21 protein-coding genes are annotated in these 20,806 nt (G+C 53.4%); 4 read left to right on the top strand and 17 right to left on the bottom strand.

Translation table 11 applies throughout. The features are described from left to right. Positions 1 to 5: 5 nt before the first annotated feature. The 7 genes from ACFSW5_RS11350 to ACFSW5_RS11380 form a co-directional block, all read right to left on the bottom strand. Complete coding sequence (locus ACFSW5_RS11350; RefSeq protein WP_379272823.1) at positions 6 to 821, bottom strand: carbohydrate ABC transporter permease; 816 nt, start codon at positions 819 to 821, stop codon at positions 6 to 8. After that, on the bottom strand, positions 821 to 1,738 hold the full coding sequence (locus tag ACFSW5_RS11355; RefSeq protein ID WP_379272826.1) for a carbohydrate ABC transporter permease: 918 nt from the start codon (positions 1,736 to 1,738) through the stop codon (positions 821 to 823). Before ACFSW5_RS11355 ends, ACFSW5_RS11350 begins: the two co-directional genes overlap by 1 nt. A gap of 27 nt (positions 1,739 to 1,765) precedes the next feature. Beyond that, on the bottom strand, positions 1,766 to 3,043 hold the full coding sequence (locus ACFSW5_RS11360; RefSeq protein ID WP_379272829.1) for an ABC transporter substrate-binding protein: 1,278 nt from the start codon (positions 3,041 to 3,043) through the stop codon (positions 1,766 to 1,768). Between the two features lie 2 nt (positions 3,044 to 3,045). Next, on the bottom strand, positions 3,046 to 3,939 hold the full coding sequence (locus ACFSW5_RS11365) for an AraC family transcriptional regulator (protein ID WP_379272832.1): 894 nt from the start codon (positions 3,937 to 3,939) through the stop codon (positions 3,046 to 3,048). 284 nt (positions 3,940 to 4,223) lie between these two features. After that, positions 4,224 to 4,712 (bottom strand): YqeG family HAD IIIA-type phosphatase, encoded by a 489-nt coding sequence (locus ACFSW5_RS11370; RefSeq protein ID WP_379272834.1) that lies wholly within the window; start codon positions 4,710 to 4,712, stop codon positions 4,224 to 4,226. 191 nt (positions 4,713 to 4,903) lie between these two features. Then, on the bottom strand, positions 4,904 to 5,797 hold the full coding sequence (gene purU, locus ACFSW5_RS11375; protein WP_379272836.1) for a formyltetrahydrofolate deformylase: 894 nt from the start codon (positions 5,795 to 5,797) through the stop codon (positions 4,904 to 4,906). A gap of 79 nt (positions 5,798 to 5,876) precedes the next feature. Then, positions 5,877 to 7,007, bottom strand: coding sequence for a deoxyribonuclease IV (locus tag ACFSW5_RS11380; RefSeq protein ID WP_379272838.1), 1,131 nt, complete (start codon positions 7,005 to 7,007; stop codon positions 5,877 to 5,879). A 98-nt stretch (positions 7,008 to 7,105) separates the two neighbouring features. On the opposite strand from ACFSW5_RS11380, the gene ACFSW5_RS11385 reads away from it, so the two are divergent. From ACFSW5_RS11385 to ACFSW5_RS11395, 3 genes are all read left to right on the top strand, one after another. Continuing rightward, complete coding sequence (locus ACFSW5_RS11385; protein WP_379272840.1) at positions 7,106 to 7,549, top strand: DUF2621 domain-containing protein; 444 nt, start codon at positions 7,106 to 7,108, stop codon at positions 7,547 to 7,549. Between the two features lie 273 nt (positions 7,550 to 7,822). After that, positions 7,823 to 8,317, top strand: coding sequence for a hypothetical protein (locus ACFSW5_RS11390; RefSeq protein ID WP_379272842.1), 495 nt, complete (start codon positions 7,823 to 7,825; stop codon positions 8,315 to 8,317). A 247-nt stretch (positions 8,318 to 8,564) separates the two neighbouring features. Continuing rightward, positions 8,565 to 9,548 carry a TIGR01777 family oxidoreductase gene (locus tag ACFSW5_RS11395; protein WP_379272844.1) on the top strand — a complete coding sequence of 328 codons (984 nt, stop codon included), beginning with the start codon at positions 8,565 to 8,567 and terminating at the stop codon, positions 9,546 to 9,548. 179 nt (positions 9,549 to 9,727) lie between these two features. Here the strand turns inward: ACFSW5_RS11395 and ACFSW5_RS11400 are convergent, their stop codons facing one another. From ACFSW5_RS11400 to ACFSW5_RS11445, 10 genes are read right to left on the bottom strand one after another with little or no spacing between them, the layout of a single operon-like run. Continuing rightward, entirely contained in the window at positions 9,728 to 11,563 is a 1,836-nt protein-coding gene (locus ACFSW5_RS11400; protein WP_379272846.1) for a DUF6382 domain-containing protein, read from the bottom strand. A 31-nt stretch (positions 11,564 to 11,594) separates the two neighbouring features. After that, positions 11,595 to 12,104, bottom strand: a complete 510-nt coding sequence (locus tag ACFSW5_RS11405) for an A24 family peptidase (protein WP_379272848.1) — start codon at positions 12,102 to 12,104, stop codon at positions 11,595 to 11,597. A gap of 35 nt (positions 12,105 to 12,139) precedes the next feature. Beyond that, positions 12,140 to 13,132, bottom strand: coding sequence for a TadE family protein (locus ACFSW5_RS11410; protein WP_379272851.1), 993 nt, complete (start codon positions 13,130 to 13,132; stop codon positions 12,140 to 12,142). Next, positions 13,098 to 15,365, bottom strand: a complete 2,268-nt coding sequence (locus ACFSW5_RS11415) for a TadE/TadG family type IV pilus assembly protein (protein WP_379272853.1) — start codon at positions 15,363 to 15,365, stop codon at positions 13,098 to 13,100. Before ACFSW5_RS11415 ends, ACFSW5_RS11410 begins: the two co-directional genes overlap by 35 nt. Beyond that, entirely contained in the window at positions 15,365 to 16,087 is a 723-nt protein-coding gene (locus ACFSW5_RS11420) for a TadE/TadG family type IV pilus assembly protein (protein WP_379272855.1), read from the bottom strand. Before ACFSW5_RS11420 ends, ACFSW5_RS11415 begins: the two co-directional genes overlap by 1 nt. After that, positions 16,059 to 16,244, bottom strand: a complete 186-nt coding sequence (locus ACFSW5_RS11425) for a Flp1 family type IVb pilin (protein ID WP_379272857.1) — start codon at positions 16,242 to 16,244, stop codon at positions 16,059 to 16,061. The genes ACFSW5_RS11420 and ACFSW5_RS11425 overlap by 29 nt, the downstream gene beginning before the upstream one ends. A gap of 39 nt (positions 16,245 to 16,283) precedes the next feature. Then, a complete protein-coding gene (locus ACFSW5_RS11430; protein WP_379272860.1) occupies positions 16,284 to 17,180 on the bottom strand; it encodes a type II secretion system F family protein in 897 nt (298 codons plus the stop codon). 14 nt (positions 17,181 to 17,194) lie between these two features. Next, a complete protein-coding gene (locus ACFSW5_RS11435; RefSeq protein ID WP_379272862.1) occupies positions 17,195 to 18,187 on the bottom strand; it encodes a type II secretion system F family protein in 993 nt (330 codons plus the stop codon). Beyond that, on the bottom strand, positions 18,184 to 18,597 hold the full coding sequence (locus ACFSW5_RS11440) for an ATPase, T2SS/T4P/T4SS family (RefSeq protein ID WP_379272894.1): 414 nt from the start codon (positions 18,595 to 18,597) through the stop codon (positions 18,184 to 18,186). Before ACFSW5_RS11440 ends, ACFSW5_RS11435 begins: the two co-directional genes overlap by 4 nt. Before the next feature lie 28 nt (positions 18,598 to 18,625). Next, positions 18,626 to 20,395, bottom strand: coding sequence for a recombinase family protein (locus ACFSW5_RS11445; protein ID WP_379272896.1), 1,770 nt, complete (start codon positions 20,393 to 20,395; stop codon positions 18,626 to 18,628). Between the two features lie 161 nt (positions 20,396 to 20,556). On the opposite strand from ACFSW5_RS11445, the gene ACFSW5_RS11450 reads away from it, so the two are divergent. Then, entirely contained in the window at positions 20,557 to 20,700 is a 144-nt protein-coding gene (locus tag ACFSW5_RS11450) for a hypothetical protein (RefSeq protein ID WP_379272864.1), read from the top strand. Positions 20,701 to 20,806 lie beyond the last annotated feature (106 nt).

A 20,806-nucleotide genomic window follows, 5' to 3' on the forward strand; every position in this document is an offset into this window, starting at 1 on the left:
TATCCTCATCCCTTCATGCCCGATGTGGCGATCCCCTGAATGAATTGACGTTGAAACACCAGGAAAACGGCAAGCACCGGAATCATCGTAATCGTGGACATGGCCAGCAGGCTTCCCCAATCGACGTTGTATTCCCCGATAAAGTTGGATAACGCAAGCTGGATCGTATACTTCGCCGGATCGCTAATCACGATAAGAGGCCACAAGAAATCGTCCCAGCGCCACATGAACGAGAAGATTGCGAGAACGGCGATAATCGGCTTTGCGATCGGTAAAATAATGCGCCAGAAAATCTTCCATTCGCCCGCGCCGTCCATACGCGCCGCTTCGAGCAGCTCGTCCGGAACGGACAGTAAATATTGACGAACGAGGAACACACCGGTGGGCGTCGCCGCAGGCGGGATAATGATCCCAAGCAGGCTATTGAACAATCCCAGGAAAGAAATCACCTTAAAGATCGGAATCATGATGACCTCAAGCGGAATCATCAAGGTGGAAATGAACCCGACGAGCAGTGCGGTATCCCCTTTGAACCGGTATTTGGCCAAGGCGAATCCGGCCATCGTATTGATCAGCAGCAGAAGCAGCGTAGAAGCAATCGTAACGATGGTGCTGTTCAGAAAATACGACCCGAAATTCCCTTTTTCGAAAGCCGCGGCGAAATGCTCGAACGAGATCGACTCCGGCAGGATGGCTGGCGGCCAGCCGTACAGCTCCGTTTCCGTCTTAAAGGATGACAGCACGGTCCAGACGACGGGAAATAACCAGACAATCGTGATTGCCAGCAAGATCACATACGTACCCACTTGAGCTTTTCGCATTAGTTTTCTCCCCCTTTCGAGAGACGGAACTGCAGCGCCGAGAATACCGCGATAATGGCGAAAAGAATGACCGACATCGCGCTCGCCATGCCAAGCTCCTGCTTTGTAAAACCGATTTCATAAATGTACTGCACGATAAACGTCGTTTCTTTCCCGGGCCCCCCGCCTGTAAGGGCATACATAAGCGGATAGGCCTTAAACGCGTCAATGATCGCCACCATCAATACGAGGAGGCTTGTGGGCTTAAGCATCGGCAGCGTAATATCCCGGAACGTTCTCCACCGGGACGCCCCGTCCAGACTGGAAGCCTCGTACAGATCTGCGGAAATCGATTGCAGGCCGGCAATAAAGATAACCATAAAAAATCCCGTTCTGGACCATAACGTCGCGATAATAATCGACAAGTTGGCGTAAAACGGGTCGGTCAGCCAGCCGATTGACCCGAACCCCAATGCATTCAACAAGTAATTCAGAATGCCAAACGAATCTCCGAATATCCACTTCCAGGTCAAACCGACAATGATATACGAAATCATTGTCGGCCAATATATGCTCGCCCGAAATAACCCTTTCAGCTTCACTTCCCGAACGAGCAGAAGCGCGATCCCGAGAGCCAAGACATAGATTCCCGGAACCACAACGGCTGCATAAAGCCCGGTGCGGCCGAGCGCCGCCCAAAACTCGCCGTCGGCGAGCACCTCTGCGTAGTTCCGGAAACCTAAGAACTCCATCTCATTTAAGCCGTCGTATTCGTGAAACGAATACACAAAGCCAACAATCGCCGGAACGACAATAAACGTCGCGAAAATGACGAAGTTCGGAAGAACGAATAAATAGGGGGCCAGCGCCCTCTTCAGCTTTTCCTTTTTCCAAGACGTTTCCGTTGTGCTCTTCGGGCTTGTCCATGCTTGAGACACCCTATCCCCTCCTTTCCCGGATGCTTGTTATTTCTCGTCGGCGATCGCTTCGTCGATCAGCTTCGCCGTTTCCTCCAGAGCCTCCGCCGAGGACATCTTGCCGGATAGCACGTTCACGATATTATTTTTCAGATCGGTCGAGAACTTCGGAACGATCGTCTGTCTCGACCAATCGTTCGCCGCAAGCGGAGTCGTATTCGCAAGCTCGTCGGCGAACACCTCGAACATCTCTTTGCCGAACGCATACTCCAGCTTGCCGCTGTCTTTGCGCGGGCTAATAAAGAGAGACTCTTGGTTATACCGGGAGTTAATCTCTTTGGAGGTCGCCCATACAATGAAGTCGGCCGCTTCTTTCTCCGCCTTGCTGCCCTTGAATGCCATCAAGTATTTGCCGCCGGGGACGGAGGAACGAATCTTCGCTTTCGGCATGTACGTTACGCCCCACTCGAAGTTCGCAATGTCTTTGTAGCTGCTCAGCATCCAGTTCCCGGCCATATGGGCGGCTACCGTACCGGACCGGAACAAGTTGTTCGGATTCTCGCTGCCGAGCCATACGGATTCCGGCATAATTCCGTCTTTGTGCAGTCCGGTAAAGTAGTCGAGCGCTTGGACCGCTTCCGGACTGTTAATCGCGCTTCGTGTCCCGTCCTCGCTGATCATGCTTCCGCCGAATTGATATAGCATCGTGGACCAGCGGTGCGGAGAGACGTCCCATACAAGGCCGTACTTCGCCCCGCCTTTCTCCATAACCTGTTGCAAAGCCGCCTTAAACTGGTCCCACGTCCATACGTTATTCGGGTCTGTCGGCACCTTCACTCCGGCTTTGTCGAACAACGTTTTGTTGTAAATCAATCCATTTGCCGTAACATCCATCGGCGCGGCGATAATTTTGCCGTCAGACACATAATACGGCTTGATCGAATCGATAAATTGACTCGTAAATTCGTCGGCCGTTCCGACGTAAGGCGTCAAATCCAGCGCTTGCTTCGCATAAGCTCCGGTATCGGTCATCCGGGCCAGCGCGGGCGGCTGGCCGCCGGAAATCATCGTTTTCAGCTTCGTATTCAAGTCTTTGAAGGCGACCTCAATCAGGTTGATTCTGACGTTAGGGTTTTGCCCTTCGTACTCCTTGATCAGCCCTTTAATGACCTCCCCTTCAATTCCGTCGGTAAACCATAGGAAATCGAGCGTAACCTGCTGATCGGCATTCCCGCTCCCTCCGGAGCTCGAACCGCATCCGGCCGCAACGACGGCCACAACGGCGGATAACAACAACAATACAATCGTTTTCATACTTTTTTTCATCTTTATTCCCGGCCCCTATCTTTAATGGAATGTTCTGCTGCAGTCTTGCGGTACGTCAGCGGAGAGATTCCTGCGTATTGCTTAAACATGCGGCTGAAGTGAATAGGAGTGCTGAACCCGAGATGCTCGGACAGAATCCCGACGGGTTCGTCCGACAACCTCAGCAGCTTTTTGGCCTCGTCGATTCTTTTCCGCGTGACGTAGTTGTTGATCGATATCCCCGTAATCTCTTTAAAGCAATGGCACATATAATATTTGTTCAAATGCATCGTTTCGGAAAGATCCTCCAACGAGATGGAGGTTCTATAGTGCTGATTCAGATACTTCAAAATCCGGCGTACATTGGTCTCTTTCTGCGATTGTGCCGGAGCCGTCAAGTGAGAATAAACGTCTTTCGATTTGCGGTAGATTTTGAGCAGAAGCTGCACCATCAGGCTTTGCATCATAAACTCGTATCCGATCCCTTCCTTCTCCCTTTCGGACAACATCGCCGTGAAATGGCCGGCCACTTCATTCATGCCGCTTTCGCCCCACCGAATGAGCAGCCCGTTCGGATGGTCGAACAAGTTCAACAGCTTCGATTGCAATTCGTCTCCTGCCATTTCCTGAATATAATCCGCCGTAAAATTAATATAGCTCCTAATATACGGCACATCCTTGGCCGGATTCGGCTGATGCAGCACATCGCCGCTGATCAGCAGCATATCGCCGGGCTGTAACGGATAAATTTCGTTGCCGATTATGAAATGCACGTTGCCTGCAAGGAAAAAATAAATCTCGAAACCGTCATGCGTATGAAGCGGCCAACTGTCCTGCCACTCCGAAACCTGGTGACGAATGTATATACGCTCCTGCTTCAAGGCTTTGTTGGTAGGAAAATGAGCGTTATACTTCATCGAATGTCACCACCCTCTATCGCATTTTTCTATGAAAGCGCTTTTTTAGATTCTAACATAGCGGCTTACATGGGTAAGCATGGATATTGTTTAATATTTATCAAATGTTGCTGTTCCTTTTCCTCCCGAACGGTGCATCACATCGAAGCTCCATAGCGGCAGAACCGGTCCTATAGTCTCTAATCGTTACACAATAAATGCAAGCTTGCGCAAGTAACGACAAGCCAAGTATCCGCCATAAAGCAAAAAAGAGCTGCCGCCGGGCAACCCTTTCCGTGATTCTTTCAAGCTATTTGGCTACACGCGAAGCGCTTTACCGCTAAACGTTTGATGGCGCCTAGAAAGCGGGGGCGCGTCCAAGAAGGGGAAGCGAATACCGTATACATCCCAAGCCGGTTTCCGCCCCATAGGTCGGTCATAATCCCGTCGCCGATCACCGCCGTTTCCCGTTTGGAGGTTCCCAGAATGTCCAAAGCGGCCATGAACGCTTTTTTCCTCGGCTTGCCGGCCTCGAATAAAGCCGGAATGTCATGAAGCAGCCCGGTGCCGTCCGCAGGTGGCTTGCTGTTCGATACAATCACGACCTTCATTCCGTATCGGGATTTAAGATCCTGCAGCCACTTCATGACCGAGTCGGGCGCGGACGCCGATTTTCTCGGAACCAACGTATTGCTCCAATTGACGATGATTCCTTTAATTCCCGCCCGATGCAGCGCGCCCGCGTCAATCTCGGCGATCGATCTCACCGTTAGCGAAGGTTTAATAATTGACATAAACGTCCTCCGTCAACCATCCTGTATTTTCTTCTCCTTCAAATTATTCGTAACAAACGGAGATGAAAAACCTAGCACTATTTTCCAGCGAGAAACAGCGTTTTGGTACATAAAAAAAGCACCCTGCAACGTCACGCGGATCGTTGCAAAGGCACTTTCCTTACACCGGGATTAACCGTATTAATCATGTGTTAAAAGACAACGGTTTTGTTGTCGTGTACGATGACGCGGTCCTCGATATGCCATTTCACGGCGCGGGCGAGAACGACGCGTTCGATGGTGCGGCCGATCCGCTTCAGCTCGGGCACGTTGTCGCGGTGGCTGACGCGCTGCACGTCCTGCTCGATAATCGGTCCGCCGTCCAGCTCCTCCGTCACGTAGTGCGCGGTAGCGCCGATAATTTTGACGCCGCGCTTGTACGCTTGGGCGTACGGGTTGCCTCCGATGAACGCCGGCAAGAAGGAGTGGTGGATATTGATGATGCGGTTCGGGAACTGCTCGATGAATTTAGGCGAAATAATTTGCATATAACGGGCGAGCACGATCAGATCCGCTTTCCCCATAACGAGCTCCAGCTGCTTGCGCTCCGCTTCCTGCTTCGTCTCCGGCGTAACCGGGATATGGTGGTAAGGAATGCCGAACGACTCGACCTGCTCTCTCATATCCGGATGATTGCTTACGACCATCGCGATTTCCGCGTTCAGATCTCCCGCCTTCCATTGCCACAGCAGCTCGGACAAGCAGTGATCCTCCTTGGATACGAAGATGGCGATCCGTTTCTTGCGGCTGGCGCGGAACGTATGCCACTTCATTTCGAACCGGTCCGCCACCCGGGCGAAATCCTCGACCAGAATCGGCAGCTCCCGCTCCAGATCGTTCAGATCGAATTCGAAACGGATGAAAAACATGCCGCCTTCCGGATCCATCGTATATTGGTCGGACTGAACGATGTTCGCGCCGTGCTCGTACAGAAATTGCGAAACGGCGGCTACGATTCCCGGACGGTCCGGACACGAGATAAGCATTCTGGCGCGGCCGCTTTTATCGGATTGAACCGCCGCTTCGTTGTTGGATTGCGATTGCATAACGATGATTTCTTCCTTCCTGTTATTCTTCGTTTCTTAAGGACTTCCATCGAAGTCCTCGAGGATGCGCGGGCCGCGGTTAAGCTTTCACAAGAAGCTCCTTGCCTGCGAACCAAGCCGTAATGCGCTGGTTAAGCTGCTCCTCCGTCAAATCTTTCGGCAGCGCGTCGCTTGCGGCGACAAGATCGTACAGCCGCTCCATCGGCTCGCGCGGATCGGCTTTTTTCGCCTTCGCGTCGTTCTTAAGCAGCTCCCATGTCGAAAGCACGAAAAGCCGCGGATCGATATCCTGTTTGCCGAAAAAGTGGTGCAGCCGCTCCACATGGTCAAAAAAGTCTTCGCCAAAGCGCTCCGACGCATCGCCGCGCAGAAGGGCGATCTCGGCTTCGTACATCGGGCGTTCCTGCTTGTCCACTTTGCCGATCCAAGGCGTTTCCAGTATAAACGGACGGCCCTTAAGAGCTTCGTGATGAACGATGTTGTTAATGGCTTCGAAGCCGAGATAGCCGGCTCCGACCGGCGCATGGCGGTCTTTGGCCGCGCCCTGCGGGTTTTTGGAATCGTTGATGTGCACGACGGCTACGCGGTCCAGCCCGACGATGCGGTCGAATTGCTCCAGCACGCCGTCCAGGTCGCCGATCAGGTCGTAACCGGCGTCGTGCATATGGCAGGTGTCCATGCACACCGTCAGACGGCCGTTGCTCTGCACCTTGTCGATAATGGAGGCAATCTCCTCGAACGTACGGCCGATTTCCGTCCCTTTGCCGGCCATCGTTTCGAGCGCGATGTTCACGTTCGTCTCTTTCGTGCCCTCAAGCACCTCGTTCAGCCCTTCCGCAATGCGCGCGATGCCGTATTCGGCGTCCTTATCGGTATAAGCGCCCGGATGAAGGACGATATTGTTAACGCCGATATAATCGGTGCGGCGGATTTCTTCCTGCAGGAAGCGGACCGCCAGCTCAAACGTGTCGTCCTTGTAGGAACCGAGATTGATGATGTAAGGCGCGTGCACGACGATTTCGCCGATGCCCGCCTTGTTCATGGCTTCTTTGCCTTCTTCGATATATAACGATTCAATCGGCTTGCGTCTCGTATTTTGCGGCGCTCCGGTATAAATCATAAAGCTGCTGGAGCCGTAGGATACGGCTTCTTCCGTTGCGGTCAGCAACCCCTTGTCCGAAAATGATACATGGGAACCGATTTTCAACATGGTACAACGCCCCTTTCGGTTGATCAACCCTTATTTTACAGGGAATATCGAAATAAATCTAGGAATAAGGTATAATTCATGCTGAGGTGAATCATGCTATGAAATCAGCGCCAGACTGGTTCATGTATTTCATTGTTTTTTGGGCGGTCGTGCTCGCGATGGCGATGGCTGTCGGCGGATTTTTTATGTTCCGCAAGTTTCTGAAAGTGCTTCCGAAACAAGACGGCAAGTCCAAGCTCGACTGGCAGAACTACTGGGTGGAACGAAGCCGCAGCTTGTGGACGGACGAGTCCAAGCAGTTTCTGGACATGCTCGTTTCTCCGGTTCCCGGCCCGTTCCGCGATATCGCCAAGCATTCCATCGCCGCGAAGATCGGGGAAGTCGCCATCGAATCCGGCGCCAAGGAAGTAACGACAGATCATTGCCTGGAAGGCTACATCAAAGCTACCCCGGCGCGCGACTACAAGAGCCTCATCCACTTTCTGGAACGCAAAGGAATCGACTACTCCCCTTATCAACATTTGCTGAATAAACCGAAATAAATGACTGTTCGAACGTAATCATGCACCCGCCATCCGCTCTTAGCCGCCTCCGGCGTTATGCGGGAAGCCGCCGCTTCCGCCGCAAACCGTCCGGCAAGCTTAGCGTTTCGTGAGGTGCATTCTGCATTTAGGAATCGATAGAACTAATTCAAGGTTTGACCGGTTAAAACGCTTCAATACTTACCAAGTTTCACATTCGTCCGCGAAGGTTATATAATAAACGTTGTAACCTTTGCCGATGTTCAAACGTTATACCAACAGGAGGGACTCATTATGATGAACATGCTGAAGAAAAACAAGACAAGCCGCGCGCTGATCGCCGGCGCCATCCTTATTGCCGTCATGCTTGCTACAGCTGCTTGCAGCAACAATAATAACAACGGCGAACAGCCTTCGCCGAGCATTGAACCGACGCCGGTCGTCAGCGCAACGCCGGAACCTACCGATAACGGCGGCGTAACCGAACCGGGAGAAGCAACCCCGGACGAGGACGGCGCGGCAACCGAGGAGCCCGTAAATACGGCGCCGACCGATGCGCCTTCCATGAAGGGCGAAGGAGTATTCGTCGGACTTGCCGATACGCATACGGTTGAGATCGAAACGTCTGGCGGCGCGCAGTCGTACCAGTTCGAGGACAGCTTGTCCGACGCGATCAACGCCATTCAAAGCAATGCGAACGTAACGTTCGAATATGTGGAGAAAAAAATCGAAGCGGACGGCCAATCGATTACTCAACTGTGGCTGACCAAAATCGAAGCCAGCAACTAACCCTATTCGCCGTCCTGTCTTAAGGACGGGTCATTGAGCGGCGATAGACGAGAGAGTTGCCGGTTATTCTGGTGCTTCTAAGCAAGGCCGGCGTTTATCGCCGGTTTTTTTTTACCCCGTCGAAAAATATCACTTTTCGCTTTCGAATGCCGCTAGGCGATAGGAACGGCCGGGCTTCTGTAGAAGCTTTTTATCTCATCGCGTAACATCCACTGTTCATAAGACAAAGAAATAAGGAGGCCTCTTTATGCGGATAGCCGTCGCCGGCGGAACCGGCTTTATCGGGAGCGCATTGGCCCGAGCCCTTCTCGAACGGGGAGACGAAGTGCTGATCATTAGCCGGTCGGGCGGACCGGTGCGGATGCGGACTGGAAATTCAGTTGATATTCGCAGCGGTCGATCCGGGGAAACGGAGACAGGCAGCCTGGATAGAAAACGGGACGGCCGGTCCAGGACTTTCCCCGCCATTGTTACATGGGAGGAGCTGCAAACGGCTCCTGCCCGGCTTGAAGGAGTCGATGCAATCGTCAATCTCGCCGGCGAAACGATCAATCAACGTTGGACCGGCGACGCCAAACGGCGAATCGTCGAATCCCGGACATCCGCCGCGGCGCGGATTGCCGACGCGGTACAATCGTTGGAACGGAAGCCTGCCGCCGTTATCCAGGCTTCCGCCGTAGGCGGCTACGGCGTTTCGGCCGAGGCGGTCTTCACCGAGCAAAGCCTGCTTGCGGGGAACGATTTTCTGTCTAATGTGGTCCGCGATTGGGAGCAATCCGCCGACCGCATTGAAGCGGGTCGGATCGTAAAGCTGCGCATTGGCCTGGTCCTGGACAGGCAAGGCGGCGCCTTTCCGTTAATGCGCCTTCCTTACCGGTTTTTCGCGGGAGGCCGAATGGGCAGCGGCAGCCAATGGGTATCGTGGATCCACCTCGACGATTTGGTGCGGCTTATTCTATTCTGCCTTGACCGCGCTGACCTAAGCGGACCCGTGAACGGGACGGCCCCTTTCCCGGTGACCAACGATGCTTTCGGCAGAGCGATCGCAAGGGTCGAAGGCAAGCCTCACTGGCTCCCTATACCGGCCTTCGCCCTGAAGGCGGCTCTTGGCGAAATGTCCACCTTGCTGCTCGACGGCCAACGGGTCATTCCCGAACAAGCGCTCGCGCATGGCTTTACGTTTCGTTATCCCGAAATAGACGATGCCGTCAAAGCGCTGTTAGGCAAGTAGAACGAATAATAAAGAGAAGTATTGTTCTCTCGGATATTCCGGTCGATAGCCTAAATTCGTCAGCAGGAGCCGTTTCAATATCCCGCTTTTGAATCCTCCAAAGGAGAATGAAAAAGAGGCTGTTCCGCGCAAGCAGCTAGGTAACTGATTGCGGGACAGCCTTAAGCCCCTCCCTCCACTCACTCTCTTCTAAAAGAATATTTAGGACCTTCCGCTCCTGCCAGCTGGACGACATCCCCGACCGTAATGGAATAAATCTTATACGGGATCATCGCTTCGCCGTTCAGAAGGCTGCCGTTTCGGGAGCCGAGGTCCTTCACCCGGCATTTTTCGTCGTCCGTCGACTCGATTTCCAGATGCAGCCGGGATATCCCGGCCGCGGATTCGACGTAACTGACTTGATCCCCGGCTCTTCCGACAATATAGGGACCTCCGTTCCAGGACAGCCGTTCTTCCTTGCCTTTCCATTCCCGGTACAACGCCATTTTGCCGCGGCCTTGCGATAACCGGTCCGCTTCGCTTCCGAGCATGACCGTCAACTCGTCGGAATAGTCGGCTATACCGCCGTCCGGGACCTTATCGGCGTCCCGCATCTCGGAGCTGGCGGCGGCCCACACGAGTTCCGACTTCCTTGAACGGAGATCCATCGCATCCGGATTTTCATTGTCTTCCTCGGCCTTCCATCCGGGTAAAGCTTGAACGCGCACTTCGCCGCCCGGCGTCGTCGATCTGTCTATTGAACCCGGATGCTCTTTCCCGAAGTAACGGCCAAAGGCGTTCTTGTGCTCCGCCTGACGGCTCGCCTTCGGAGCAAGCAGCCGCGACACGGGATCGAATTCCTCTTCGGACCCGTCCGAGTCCCACAGATACTCCGCTTCCGCATCCTTTGGCTTTCGGAGCCAGATAAAGAAAAGACACGCCAGCCCCAGCATCGATAAGCCCAAACAAATATAAAGACTGTTGCGCCCGGGCGAAGCGATATACAAATATCGCCATGCTATAGCCAGCGCCAGCGCGATGAAGGCCGACCGTATCCATTTGCTTTTGCTCGGCCCCCCCGCTGTTGGGGAAGGAATTTCGTCGAATCCGTTCATCCCCCGTTCTATATGCCGATGCGGATCCCCCGCTTCATTCGCTATGCTCGCCCCATTCTCTTCGTACTCTCCGTACCCTTCGGTACCCTCGTTCTCTTCGTCCGCTATACCCGCTTCCATTGTTGCGCTCGGCCAAGGCTTGCCGAAATGCGGCATATCCTCCGGTTCATCTCTCATCCATTGCCGGCGGCGTGGTTCCTTCTCCTCGCCCGGCCGTAAGCCGGCCAAACCGGAGCCCTCGTAGAGCTCCTGAACAGGAGGATCATAACTCCTTTGCGCCTGTGTACGCTTCGGAACCCCCTCGGTTAGCGAGGAAGAGCCGCCGGGCCGGATCGAATTGCCGAACGAATGACCGCCGATAAGCTCGAGCAGCAAGCTGCGCAGCTCCCGGCACGGGTACCCTTGGCCGCTTGCCATCTGAAGAATTCGCTGAAGCCCGGCGCCGTCGATGTCCGCGACATTCGCGCTCCAGCTTACGATCAGCGACAACAGATCGCCGAAATCGCTATTCGGACCAAGTCCCGCTTCAATCGTCGGCATGTACGCGAGCTGAATATCCGTCAGCTGTTCGCCCACGAACAAGAACCTTTCGTTCAGCAAGCAGCCTTCGGGCCGAAGCATATAATGCTTGCATTCTTCAAGAGCTTCCACGACCGCCAACAGCATCGAATAAAACTGCTGCATCGTTATCGATTGCAGCTGCAGCCGGTGCGCCAACATTTTTTTGCCGTTTAAGGCGTAACGGAACGTTACCAGTCCGTCCATTTCGAACCATTCCACCGGCAGCAGCTGCGGCGGACGGCAGTTTTGCAGCATTTGAAGCTCTACCTGCGCCAATTGGTCCCGGCGAATCCCCTGTTCACGATCCACGATCATCTCGTGGCCCCGGGACATGGAAAAATCGATTCGAAACCTGTCCATTGCATCTCCTCCTCTCCGTCAAGACGTTCATTCAAAGCATCGTCCACCAGGCGGATAACGCGCCGGGAACAACTGCCAGCATAAAAGGAAATTTCTTGCCTTCCTTTGCCCATGAAAGCCACCCTGCCTGGCTTAGCCCCATTCCGGGAACGAACAACGAGACGGCCCCGGTGAACACCCGCCGCGTAAACGGACGGCTTATGAACAGCATAACGAGCCCGATCGCACCCGCATACAGAATCGAATACATCAAAACATAGAGCGCCGCCGACGGGCCGACCCATGCTCCCAACGCGCCAAACAGCTTGACGTCTCCCGCGCCGATGCCTTTCGCCGCATATAACAGCAGCAAGGGGATCGCTCCCGCAGCGGCGCCAAGCAGCGCGGAACCGCCGCCTCCCCAACCGCTCGCAACCAAATGATAGATTAGTCCGGCCGCGAAAAAAAACGCTGTCAGCTTGTTCGGAATAATCATGCGCCGGATATCCGTTATAAAAGCCGAAATCAACAATGCCGCAGCCGCGATAATAGAAACGCTCATGCCTTGCTCCTCCTCCGTCTGTTCGATATGCTCGTCTATTGATTTTGCGGCTCTTCGTCCTTCTCCACAATAAAATGCATCGATACTTTCTCCCCGGAGGAGGATTCGGCCGTCAGCTCCCATATCCCCGGCGTCGTATTGCCGCCGACAAGCCATGTCCAGCTAATTTTTCCGCTGCTGTCCGCCTCGGCTTGCCCTAAATTTTTGGCCACGCTTTGCCCGCTTTTGTATCGGACGGAAAGCGACGCCGTCGCGTTTGGTTCGGTAAGGGCCACTACCGTCGCTTTTTGCCCGGGGCGAAGCGGAGACGGCTGAAGGGATACGATCCGAATCGGGACGGAATTCTCCGGCGAAGAAGACGACGCCCCCGATGCAGGGACCGCGTCGCCGATCCATACCCGCTCCGACGCCTGCTCCCTTAACGTAATGCTAGTCCCGGCGAAAGGCAGCCGGAACGGGATTTCGTACTCCGCCGCAACCGTAATATAGGGCTCTTCTTTATCTTTGAGATCGGGGAGCGTCAGCTTGGCCAGCCGCAAGCGATCCGCATCGAGAACCGCCCCGTCCGCATATTCCCGGAGGAGCGGTTCGACGACGGTTCTGCCAAGCTCCGTGGCGGCCGCATTCGCAAGCGGCTGCCAGTCCCCGCGAAGCGCGGCGGATGCTATGCTTCCCGCCGGGTCAGGCAGCCACTCGGCCGCTTCGGCGGCCAAGCTGCCCCAATCGGCCAGCTCGCCTTGAACCGGCACCGGCATGCTCGACAGCATCCCGCTCGCTTGCTGATAGGACAGCTCGACGGGGCGCATATGGGCCGCGATCTGTCTGGCCGTCTGAGAAGCTGCGGATTGTACGGCAAGCTGCACCGCACACAAGCGAATCATCACAATAAAGAACACAAGAACAATCAGAAGCAGCGGCATGACGAGCGAAGCTTCCAGGACGATGCTTCCTTGCTCTCCCCCGCCCGGCCGCCGCCTTCCGCCGCATAACGCGCTAGTAGGAATAACCCACTGTTCTGGTCGTTTCATACCGTCCTCCATCAATTCGTCCCTGAAGCAGCCCCATGCTTCCGAGTAGGCGGATCGCTCCCGGAATAAACCACAAATCGGCCGCAGCGGTTACTTCCGCGGTTACAGAGGCAGGTACCGCAGTCAGCTTCGCGCCGGTATTATGCTCGATAAGCGCGGACATGCGTGCGAGCTTCGTCGCACCGTCCGCCCCGTGCAAGAGCAGGAACAAACGAAGATACTCCAGGTAGGTAACGTCAAACGCCGCATATTTGGACAAGGGCGCCGCTCCCCGCTCGGCGAACGCCGCCATATCCTCTCCGGTTTTTTCCAGACCGTAAAGCATCGAACAAGACAGAATCAACAGCGGGTGGCCGGTTGCCTTGCAAGCCGACAGCCCTTCCATCGTCCGTATCGCATAGCGTACGGCAAACAGCTCCCCATAGGCCGCAGCCAGGTTGGCTACCGGATCGTGAAACCCGTACACGATATACTCCAGCTCCTGATTCGCAAGCGCAACTCCGTGCGTCAGCTCCGTCAAATCGCCGTTCTGAACGGCCGCTTTCAAATTTTGCGGTGCGAAATAAGTGAAGCGTCCGGCCGCATATTCGCTGAAATAAACCGAATCCCGCGCCTTGTCCAGCATATCCCCTATGCCGCCGAACATTTGATCGAGCAGCGAATACGACGCCTCCGCAGCCGCATCGGCGTCGGCCGGTTCCTCAATCGATTGCTCCGCTTCGTCTACCGCTTCGTTAAAGGCGAGATTGTCCTTATATAAAGCTTGAACCTCCTGAAAAGCTCTCGTATGCTCTTCGCTTTGCGGAATCGCCGTCAGCGCATGCAGGAAGCCGCGCGTCTGCTTCCACATCTCGCCGATCTGCTCCCTCTGCCGCTTCAGTTCCTCGGATACGGCATTATCCGTCAGCTTGCTCTTTCGATCGTCCAGCTTCGAGCCTTGCCGGATATATTGCCGATCGTATTGATCGTAGGCGGTCCGAAGATTTAATGCCCCCTCCTGGATCAGCCGGCTGTCGGGATCCGGGTGGTCCAGCCCGTAAGCAAGGTTGGAGCCGAAGCCGCCGATCTCCATATCCAGGGAAGCATACGCCGCCGCCTGCTCCGACAGCTCCGTCCGGTATTCCTGAAACCAGCCGGCCGGCAAAATCACTTCCTGTCCCATCGCCCGGATTTCCTCCATATCGGACTTGTTGCTCGCCGGAATATCCGCCTGCTTCTGTCCGGTTACCTGCTTGCCCTCGGCTTTGTCAAAGCCTTCCGTAGCGCCAGACTGCTCCGCTTGCGCATGGACGGTTCGCATTTGCTCGTTAAGACGCTCGGCCTCCTCCAGCGCCGTCAACGCTTCACCCTGCAGCTTCGTATGCTTGTTCATCACTTTGGTGCCGGCGGGCTTCAGTTCATTCAACAAACCGTGCGCCCGATCCCGGTATTCCTTGATCTTCTCTGTGTTCACTCTCGGCAAGCCTCGCTCCGCAAGCGCTTCGTCTTCCAGCACCCATTCCGCGTATTCCGGATAATCGGCGGCCAGGCCAGCCGCCGTGTCGTCCCCGCCTTGCACAAGCTCGCTTACCTTATACGGAATCAAGCGGTCTATGCCGCTATCCTGCAGCGCTTGGGCGGCGGCAAGCTGAAGGCCGAGCACCCGGTCCAGCTTCTTCTGCCGCTCTTCGTACAGCTTGTTGAGCTTCTCAAGGAGGTTAACCGTAACGGCCGCTTCCTTCGCCGCCGTCGCAATGGGGACAAACTTGCCCGCCAGCTCCAGCGTAAAATCAACGGGTGCTTTATATTTCATCTCCTCCAGCACTTGCCTGCGGAATACGTCGTGATGGCCCAGCGTCTCCGAAGCGTTGACATGCGCTTCCTCCAAGCTCGGATTAACGAGCCGGAAAGCTTCTTCAACCGAACCGGTTTCCTCAGCCCGCTCCAGATTGCTCGCCGTCACATGCTCCAAAATACGATCGCCGTCGGTGCCGCCGCGGCCGAACAACCCGTATCTCCCATACAAGGATTCGTCATAGGCGGACAGAACCGACCGAACTCCGCTGCGGGCGGCATCCTCCGTCATTTTGTTCAGCATGGCGATGCGGGCATAGTCGATCAGTACCGATACAAATAGCAGCAAAGCGGACAACACCACGACCGAAAATACCGTTACGGCACCGTCCTTGCCGAATAAAAGCCCCCCTGCAGCTTGAGTGCGCAGCAATCGGCCGCGCGCAACATCCGCGCGCATTACGGCTGCCCTCCGCTCGTCTTCGGCTTATAGGTTGCGAGCACCGCCCCGGCGTCCTTGGAAGCAAAGACCCCGCTGCTCAGCTTCGTCCCGTAATACCGGGCGAGATCCACGCTGCGGATAAACTCCGCCGGCTCCACGACATTCGCGGAAGCTATCGCCTTCGGCTCCCGCTTGCCGAGCAGAAGCTCCAGCGCCGGCAAATCGACCGGCTGGCGCAGTTTCACCTGGACCAAACGCTGCAGCAATCCGCGCGTATAATCGGCCTGCCCTTCGAATGCGGGGCGGACATCCGACAGCCATCCCGCTGCCCGGCTCAACTTGTAGGACGCAAGCTCGGACTTATCGGCTCCGGCAAGCTCCGACGGAACGGAAACCGCGCTGGCCCCGTCGCCGGAGGACGCCAAGCCGAATACCGATTCCAGCATCCGGTCTTCGCCGATCCTCCAATACAGCCCGTCGTAGCTTCCGGCAGGGGCCATGCCGCTTTTCGGCTCTTTCTTGCTGTTATCCCAGCTGAATGCCGCTCTTTCGGCGGTAATGCCTGCGGCATAATACAAGACGATTTTCTGGTACATATACATCCCGAACAGCAAAAAGCATATCACCGTCAGAACCAGCAACGGCATAACAAGCGTAGATTCCAGCGTATAGCTGCCCTGTTCTCCCCGAAGGAGGCGCAGCAGCTTGCCGTTAATCGAAGATCGTATCCGCTTGGTCATCGGCTTTGCCCATTAAGCGCTTAATCATGTCGATAATCCAGTCTTTAAACAACAACGCGATAATAATAATGACCGCAATAATCAAAATAATTTCGAGCGTGCCAAGACCCGATTCCGACCGCCAAAACGATTTCCATGCTTTTGTCAGCTTCCCCATACGATAATCTCCTTTATATTTGTTTAACATTGGCCGTCGTCACGACATAAGCAGTACGGCCGGCGCCGCGACAAGCACCATCAGCGCCAGCAGAATGCCCACAAGCGGAAATACAAGCTTGGAGGAGGCCTCCTCCCCCCGCGAACGGGCGACCGCCTTCCGTTTCTCCCAAAGCGTGTAAGACAGCTCGCGCAGCGCAAGCGTGAAGTGCTCGCCGCCTCTGCGGTAATTGAGCAGCAATACGGTCGTAAAGATCGACACCTCCTGCACGGCGCAGCTGCGATTGAATCTCTCGAGCGCCGTGCTGAACGAATCCCCGGTCTCCAGCGAACGGACCGCCGTACGCCACTCCTTGTAAAGCGGGTGCCGGTCGGCGTCCTTGCCCTCCAGGCAGCGCGCCATCGCCTGCAGCGTCGTCTCTCCGGCGCTGACGAGAAGCAGCAGCTTGCTGATCGCTTCCGGCAGCTCCAGCAGAATGTCCTGCTTGCGCCTCTCCACCTGCCGGTTCGCTTCCAGGAACGGTCTTAACGCGAGGACCATAGCAACGACAAATCCCATCGCAAGCAGCAACGGCTCGTCCGCCGCGGCGGCCAGCACCGAGCAAAGAATCATCGCCGCATAGCCGTAAGCGGCTGCTTCGGCTACGGCCAACTTGGTCTGATCGAACGACCAGCCGTTCCCTTTCAGCACGGTCAGCTTCGTATGGTAGCTGCCGATATGAAGCTGCAGCCGGTCGTACAACCGGTATTTGTCGAGCGCTTCGGCGAACGGCTTGATCAGGAGCAGCTCGCGAAGCGCATCACTTGCCCATCGACCACCTTGCTTTTGATTGCGCGAGCGGGTCCCGAGCAGTAGCTTCAGCGCCTGCTGCAAGCCTCGGGCTCCGATCAGGGCGCCCCAAACGATAATGAACAGCAGCGTTACAGCAATCAGCATGTCACTAACGCCTTTCACATTCGGATATCCATGATTTTAAAGATGATTCGAAAGCATACGAGCAGCACGCCAAGCACGACCGTAAGCAGAACGTACCCTGCTCCGCCGTACAGCGGAGCCATATAATCGGGAGCCGCCATATGGAGAAAGCCGAGAAATACGAAAGGAACGGCCATCATGATCCGGGCCTCGAATCGTTTCTGGGCAACCATTACGGCGATTTCCTGCTGAATGTCCAGCTTTTCTCCTATCGTCTGGGACGAACGCTTCATCACCTCGATCAGATCGCCGCCGGAGCGCTTGCAGGCTGCGAACACATCCGCAAACTGCGTCAGATCGTCGATACGGGCGCGGCTTGCCAGGCTTCGGAGCGCGTATTCGAGCGGCTCCGAATTCACCAGCCGGTTGCGTATAATTTGGAACTCCAATATCAGCTCCGTCCGCGGATCCGGATACAGCAGCTTCAAATCCTCAAGCGCGGACATAAACGCATTTTCGACCGACCGCCCCGCCGCAAGCGAAGAAGTGATCGAATAAAGCGCCTCCTTGAACTGCAGCTTCAGCCGCTCCTGGCGATTCCGCAGCAGCCTCTTCCTGTACAGCTTCGGCGCAGCCAATCCGGCACAGCCAAGCGCAAGCGACACGAACAAGTTATGGTAAAACAAATACGCGGCGCAAAAGGCTGCGGCGTATCCGACGACAGCGGCTTCCCAGAATTGCCTTCGGCTAAGCCGATACTCGCCGTAGTCGACCAAGGAGTTTGCGGAGGATCCGTTACCATCCGGCGCCGATTCCGGGCCGTATTTCGCAAGCCGCTGCATCCACCGCTTCGCCGCGGATGCAGCGGCCGCTTTGGATTTGCCGGCCTTCGCCCGAGCTCCCGCTTGTCCCGCTGCTGCTTTGGCCCTTACCGCCGTCCCGCGATAACCGCCGGGACCCGACTTTACCGGCCCGCCATGCGGCCGCTCCTTGCCGTCCCGCCAAAGGTTCGAGTCCTTCGGGTTCATCGTTCGTCAATCCCTTCCTGCAGGCTAAGGCCCGCCATGTGCAGCTTATCTGTATGCAGCAGCCTGTTGCCCGTAGCCTTCAGCGCTCCGATAACGCATCCGTCCCGCTCCCCGGTTTCCTCGAACCGGAACAGCGGATTAAGTACGATCTCGCCGTTCACGACATCCGCAACTTCGCAAATTTCGGCCACCCGCCTCGTTCCGTCCCGGAACCGGCTTAAGTGAACGATCAGATCGATCGCGGAAGCGATCTGCTGGCGAATGACCTGTACGGGCAATTCGGCTCCGCTCAGCGCCATCGTTTCCAGACGGGCGAGCATATCTTTTGCGCCGTTGCTATGCCCTGTCGACATCGAACCCGCATGCCCGGTGTTCATCGCCTGAACAATAGATATAAAAAGGTAATCAATGAGTAAACAAAAAAAACTGACTTAATAGTCAGTTTGATAATGAATCACTGTCTCCTAACAAATCATGATAACTAAGTGTGTTGCCAAGTGTTTCTTCGATATCCGTGGGTTTAATTCCATGCATTCCGAGCACCTTATCAATTGAGTCGAATAGTATTCGGTTAGTTGTAGTGCCCATAAACTTCCACTCAATATAGCGATTGTTTTCCTTGACTGTTATCTTATCGATGATTTGCCGTAACACTTGATTACTGAGGTTTTCAACGTCAATTTCATCTAATTGCTTTATAAAATCAGCAAACTCATCCTTTAGACTTTGAATCTCAGTGTCAATATATTTAAGCCGATTGACTTCACGTTCTGATTCTTCTCGCTGAGCCTTTATTTGATTATTTCGATGACCATATTCGTCTTTATCAATTACACCATCAGCATATAAATCAAAATTAAGGTCACTTCTCCTCTGTAGTTCAGACAACTGCTCCTCTAATTGCTTTAATCTATACTCAACATTAAGATCGGAGTACTTATTATCAAGCAATCTATCGAAGTTTCGTGATAACATGTCTCTATCTGTTCTAAATTTTAAAACTTCATTCTTTATGTGTTCCAATAGTTCCTCATGCTTCTGAAGGTTTCTGTAATTGCAGACTCCTAGCTTCTCATTATTCACACAAAAATAATACAGATGTGTTTTTCCACTAGTACTCTTTTGCCGCTTGAACCGCAACGTACCTTCACAATAGCCACATCTAAGCAAATTACTAAAAATGTGACGGCTAGAATATCGTTGTCCCGTTTTCTCTATACCGATCCTAACTTTCTTACCGTCCTTATTTACTTCGTATTTAAAATCCCCAAACATCTCAAATCGTTCTTGTTTAATTTTTTGAACCTTGTCAAAAGTAGCATCATCAATTATACGCAAGCGTTCATCTTGATATCTAATCTGCTGTTCTTCTGGTACGGACTCAATAATATTTTGCTGAGGATCTTTTTTATATGTCCGATGCTGCCAAACCTCACCTTTGTATATAACATTGCTGAGTATTTTACTGATAATACTTTGATCCCACTTCTTTGAGTTTCTTTTCCTTGGAACAGCTTCAGTATTTAGATATTTAGCTATCTTACTTGTTCCCCAACCCTCATTCAAATAAAGATCAAATATTTTCCGAACCCATATTGCTTCCTCTTGATTAATGACCAAGACACCTTTAACGTATGTCAAAACACCTTGAACCTCTAAATTACCAGTATAAATATCATATCCATACGGTTCACGGCCACTCCACACACCATTTTTAGCGCTGGTTGCTTTACCTTTTTGTACACTGGATGATTTAAGACGCGATTCTTCTTGTGCTAATCCAGTAAATATTAATATTTTGAAATCATCATTACGATCAAGTGTGTTGGCATTAATATCTTCAAAAAAAACACCTACGTTATATTTTCGCAAATCATTAATTGTCTGGATAATATCCTCTACATTTCGACCAAAGCGACTTATAGAGCGTGTATAAATCATATCAAATCTCTTCTGCTTGGCATCTTCAATCATTCGCATAAATGCCTTTCTATACTTCTTTGACCTATATCCTGATATACCTTCATCAATATAATAGCCACTTTTAGGCACAAGCTCTCCTTCACGGCTATAATAAGCTCCACAGTTTAGGTTCATCTCAAGATTATTTCTAATGAAATACTCTCTCCAATACTCTTCTTGATTATCTAGAGCAGCAATTTGAGAATTACTATCCGTACTTACTCGACCGTAAAATGTATATATCAGAGTTTATCACCCTCTCTAAAATTATAGCCATATATATAATAAGGTAATTAGAAAAAAAATACAATTCGGGTTATAAAGCCAATAGATGACAATGTAATTTCTAAATGGTAGGATAATGCTAAATGATGAAGACTCATGCCTTATATAAAGGAGGAATATCGATGGGAATGGCTTATCCCAAAGGCTGGAGAGTAACCACGCCTGATGGTAAAGGGGTAATATGGGATTATAGTGGAGTATGGTATGTAGTAAAGTTAGATTCTAACGGTGAAATCAAATATTATACTGAAACCCAGTTAAAGTGACGGACTTAATATTAAATAAAGCCTGTGCATGATTCGCACAGACGAGTCTGTCAAGAATTTTGTGTAAACTCGGTTATGCCAAAGTTTGGTGCCGGACTTGACATGG

This window comes from Paenibacillus thailandensis (genome assembly GCF_042685365.1).
Taxonomy (GTDB): Bacteria; Bacillota; Bacilli; order Paenibacillales; family Paenibacillaceae; genus Paenibacillus_AP; species Paenibacillus_AP thailandensis.

What these genes read in the sequence shown, in the direction of transcription:
- ACFSW5_RS11350 (WP_379272823.1), bottom strand. Translation starts at nt 821, where the DNA reads ATGCGAAAAGCTCAAGTGGGTACGTATGTGATCTTGCTGGCAATCACG.
- ACFSW5_RS11360 (WP_379272829.1), bottom strand. Translation starts at nt 3,043, where the DNA reads ATGAAAAAAAGTATGAAAACGATTGTATTGTTGTTGTTATCCGCCGTT.
- ACFSW5_RS11365 (WP_379272832.1), bottom strand. Translation starts at nt 3,939, where the DNA reads ATGAAGTATAACGCTCATTTTCCTACCAACAAAGCCTTGAAGCAGGAG.
- ACFSW5_RS11370 (WP_379272834.1), bottom strand. Translation starts at nt 4,712, where the DNA reads ATGTCAATTATTAAACCTTCGCTAACGGTGAGATCGATCGCCGAGATT.
- purU (WP_379272836.1), bottom strand. Translation starts at nt 5,797, where the DNA reads ATGCAATCGCAATCCAACAACGAAGCGGCGGTTCAATCCGATAAAAGC.
- ACFSW5_RS11380 (WP_379272838.1), bottom strand. Translation starts at nt 7,007, where the DNA reads ATGTTGAAAATCGGTTCCCATGTATCATTTTCGGACAAGGGGTTGCTG.
- ACFSW5_RS11385 (WP_379272840.1), top strand. Translation starts at nt 7,106, where the DNA reads ATGAAATCAGCGCCAGACTGGTTCATGTATTTCATTGTTTTTTGGGCG.
- ACFSW5_RS11390 (WP_379272842.1), top strand. Translation starts at nt 7,823, where the DNA reads ATGATGAACATGCTGAAGAAAAACAAGACAAGCCGCGCGCTGATCGCC.
- ACFSW5_RS11395 (WP_379272844.1), top strand. Translation starts at nt 8,565, where the DNA reads ATGCGGATAGCCGTCGCCGGCGGAACCGGCTTTATCGGGAGCGCATTG.
- ACFSW5_RS11400 (WP_379272846.1), bottom strand. Translation starts at nt 11,563, where the DNA reads ATGGACAGGTTTCGAATCGATTTTTCCATGTCCCGGGGCCACGAGATG.
- ACFSW5_RS11405 (WP_379272848.1), bottom strand. Translation starts at nt 12,104, where the DNA reads ATGAGCGTTTCTATTATCGCGGCTGCGGCATTGTTGATTTCGGCTTTT.
- ACFSW5_RS11410 (WP_379272851.1), bottom strand. Translation starts at nt 13,132, where the DNA reads ATGAAACGACCAGAACAGTGGGTTATTCCTACTAGCGCGTTATGCGGC.
- ACFSW5_RS11415 (WP_379272853.1), bottom strand. Translation starts at nt 15,365, where the DNA reads ATGCGCGCGGATGTTGCGCGCGGCCGATTGCTGCGCACTCAAGCTGCA.
- ACFSW5_RS11420 (WP_379272855.1), bottom strand. Translation starts at nt 16,087, where the DNA reads ATGACCAAGCGGATACGATCTTCGATTAACGGCAAGCTGCTGCGCCTC.
- ACFSW5_RS11425 (WP_379272857.1), bottom strand. Translation starts at nt 16,244, where the DNA reads ATGGGGAAGCTGACAAAAGCATGGAAATCGTTTTGGCGGTCGGAATCG.
- ACFSW5_RS11430 (WP_379272860.1), bottom strand. Translation starts at nt 17,180, where the DNA reads ATGCTGATTGCTGTAACGCTGCTGTTCATTATCGTTTGGGGCGCCCTG.
- ACFSW5_RS11435 (WP_379272862.1), bottom strand. Translation starts at nt 18,187, where the DNA reads ATGAACCCGAAGGACTCGAACCTTTGGCGGGACGGCAAGGAGCGGCCG.
- ACFSW5_RS11450 (WP_379272864.1), top strand. Translation starts at nt 20,557, where the DNA reads ATGGGAATGGCTTATCCCAAAGGCTGGAGAGTAACCACGCCTGATGGT.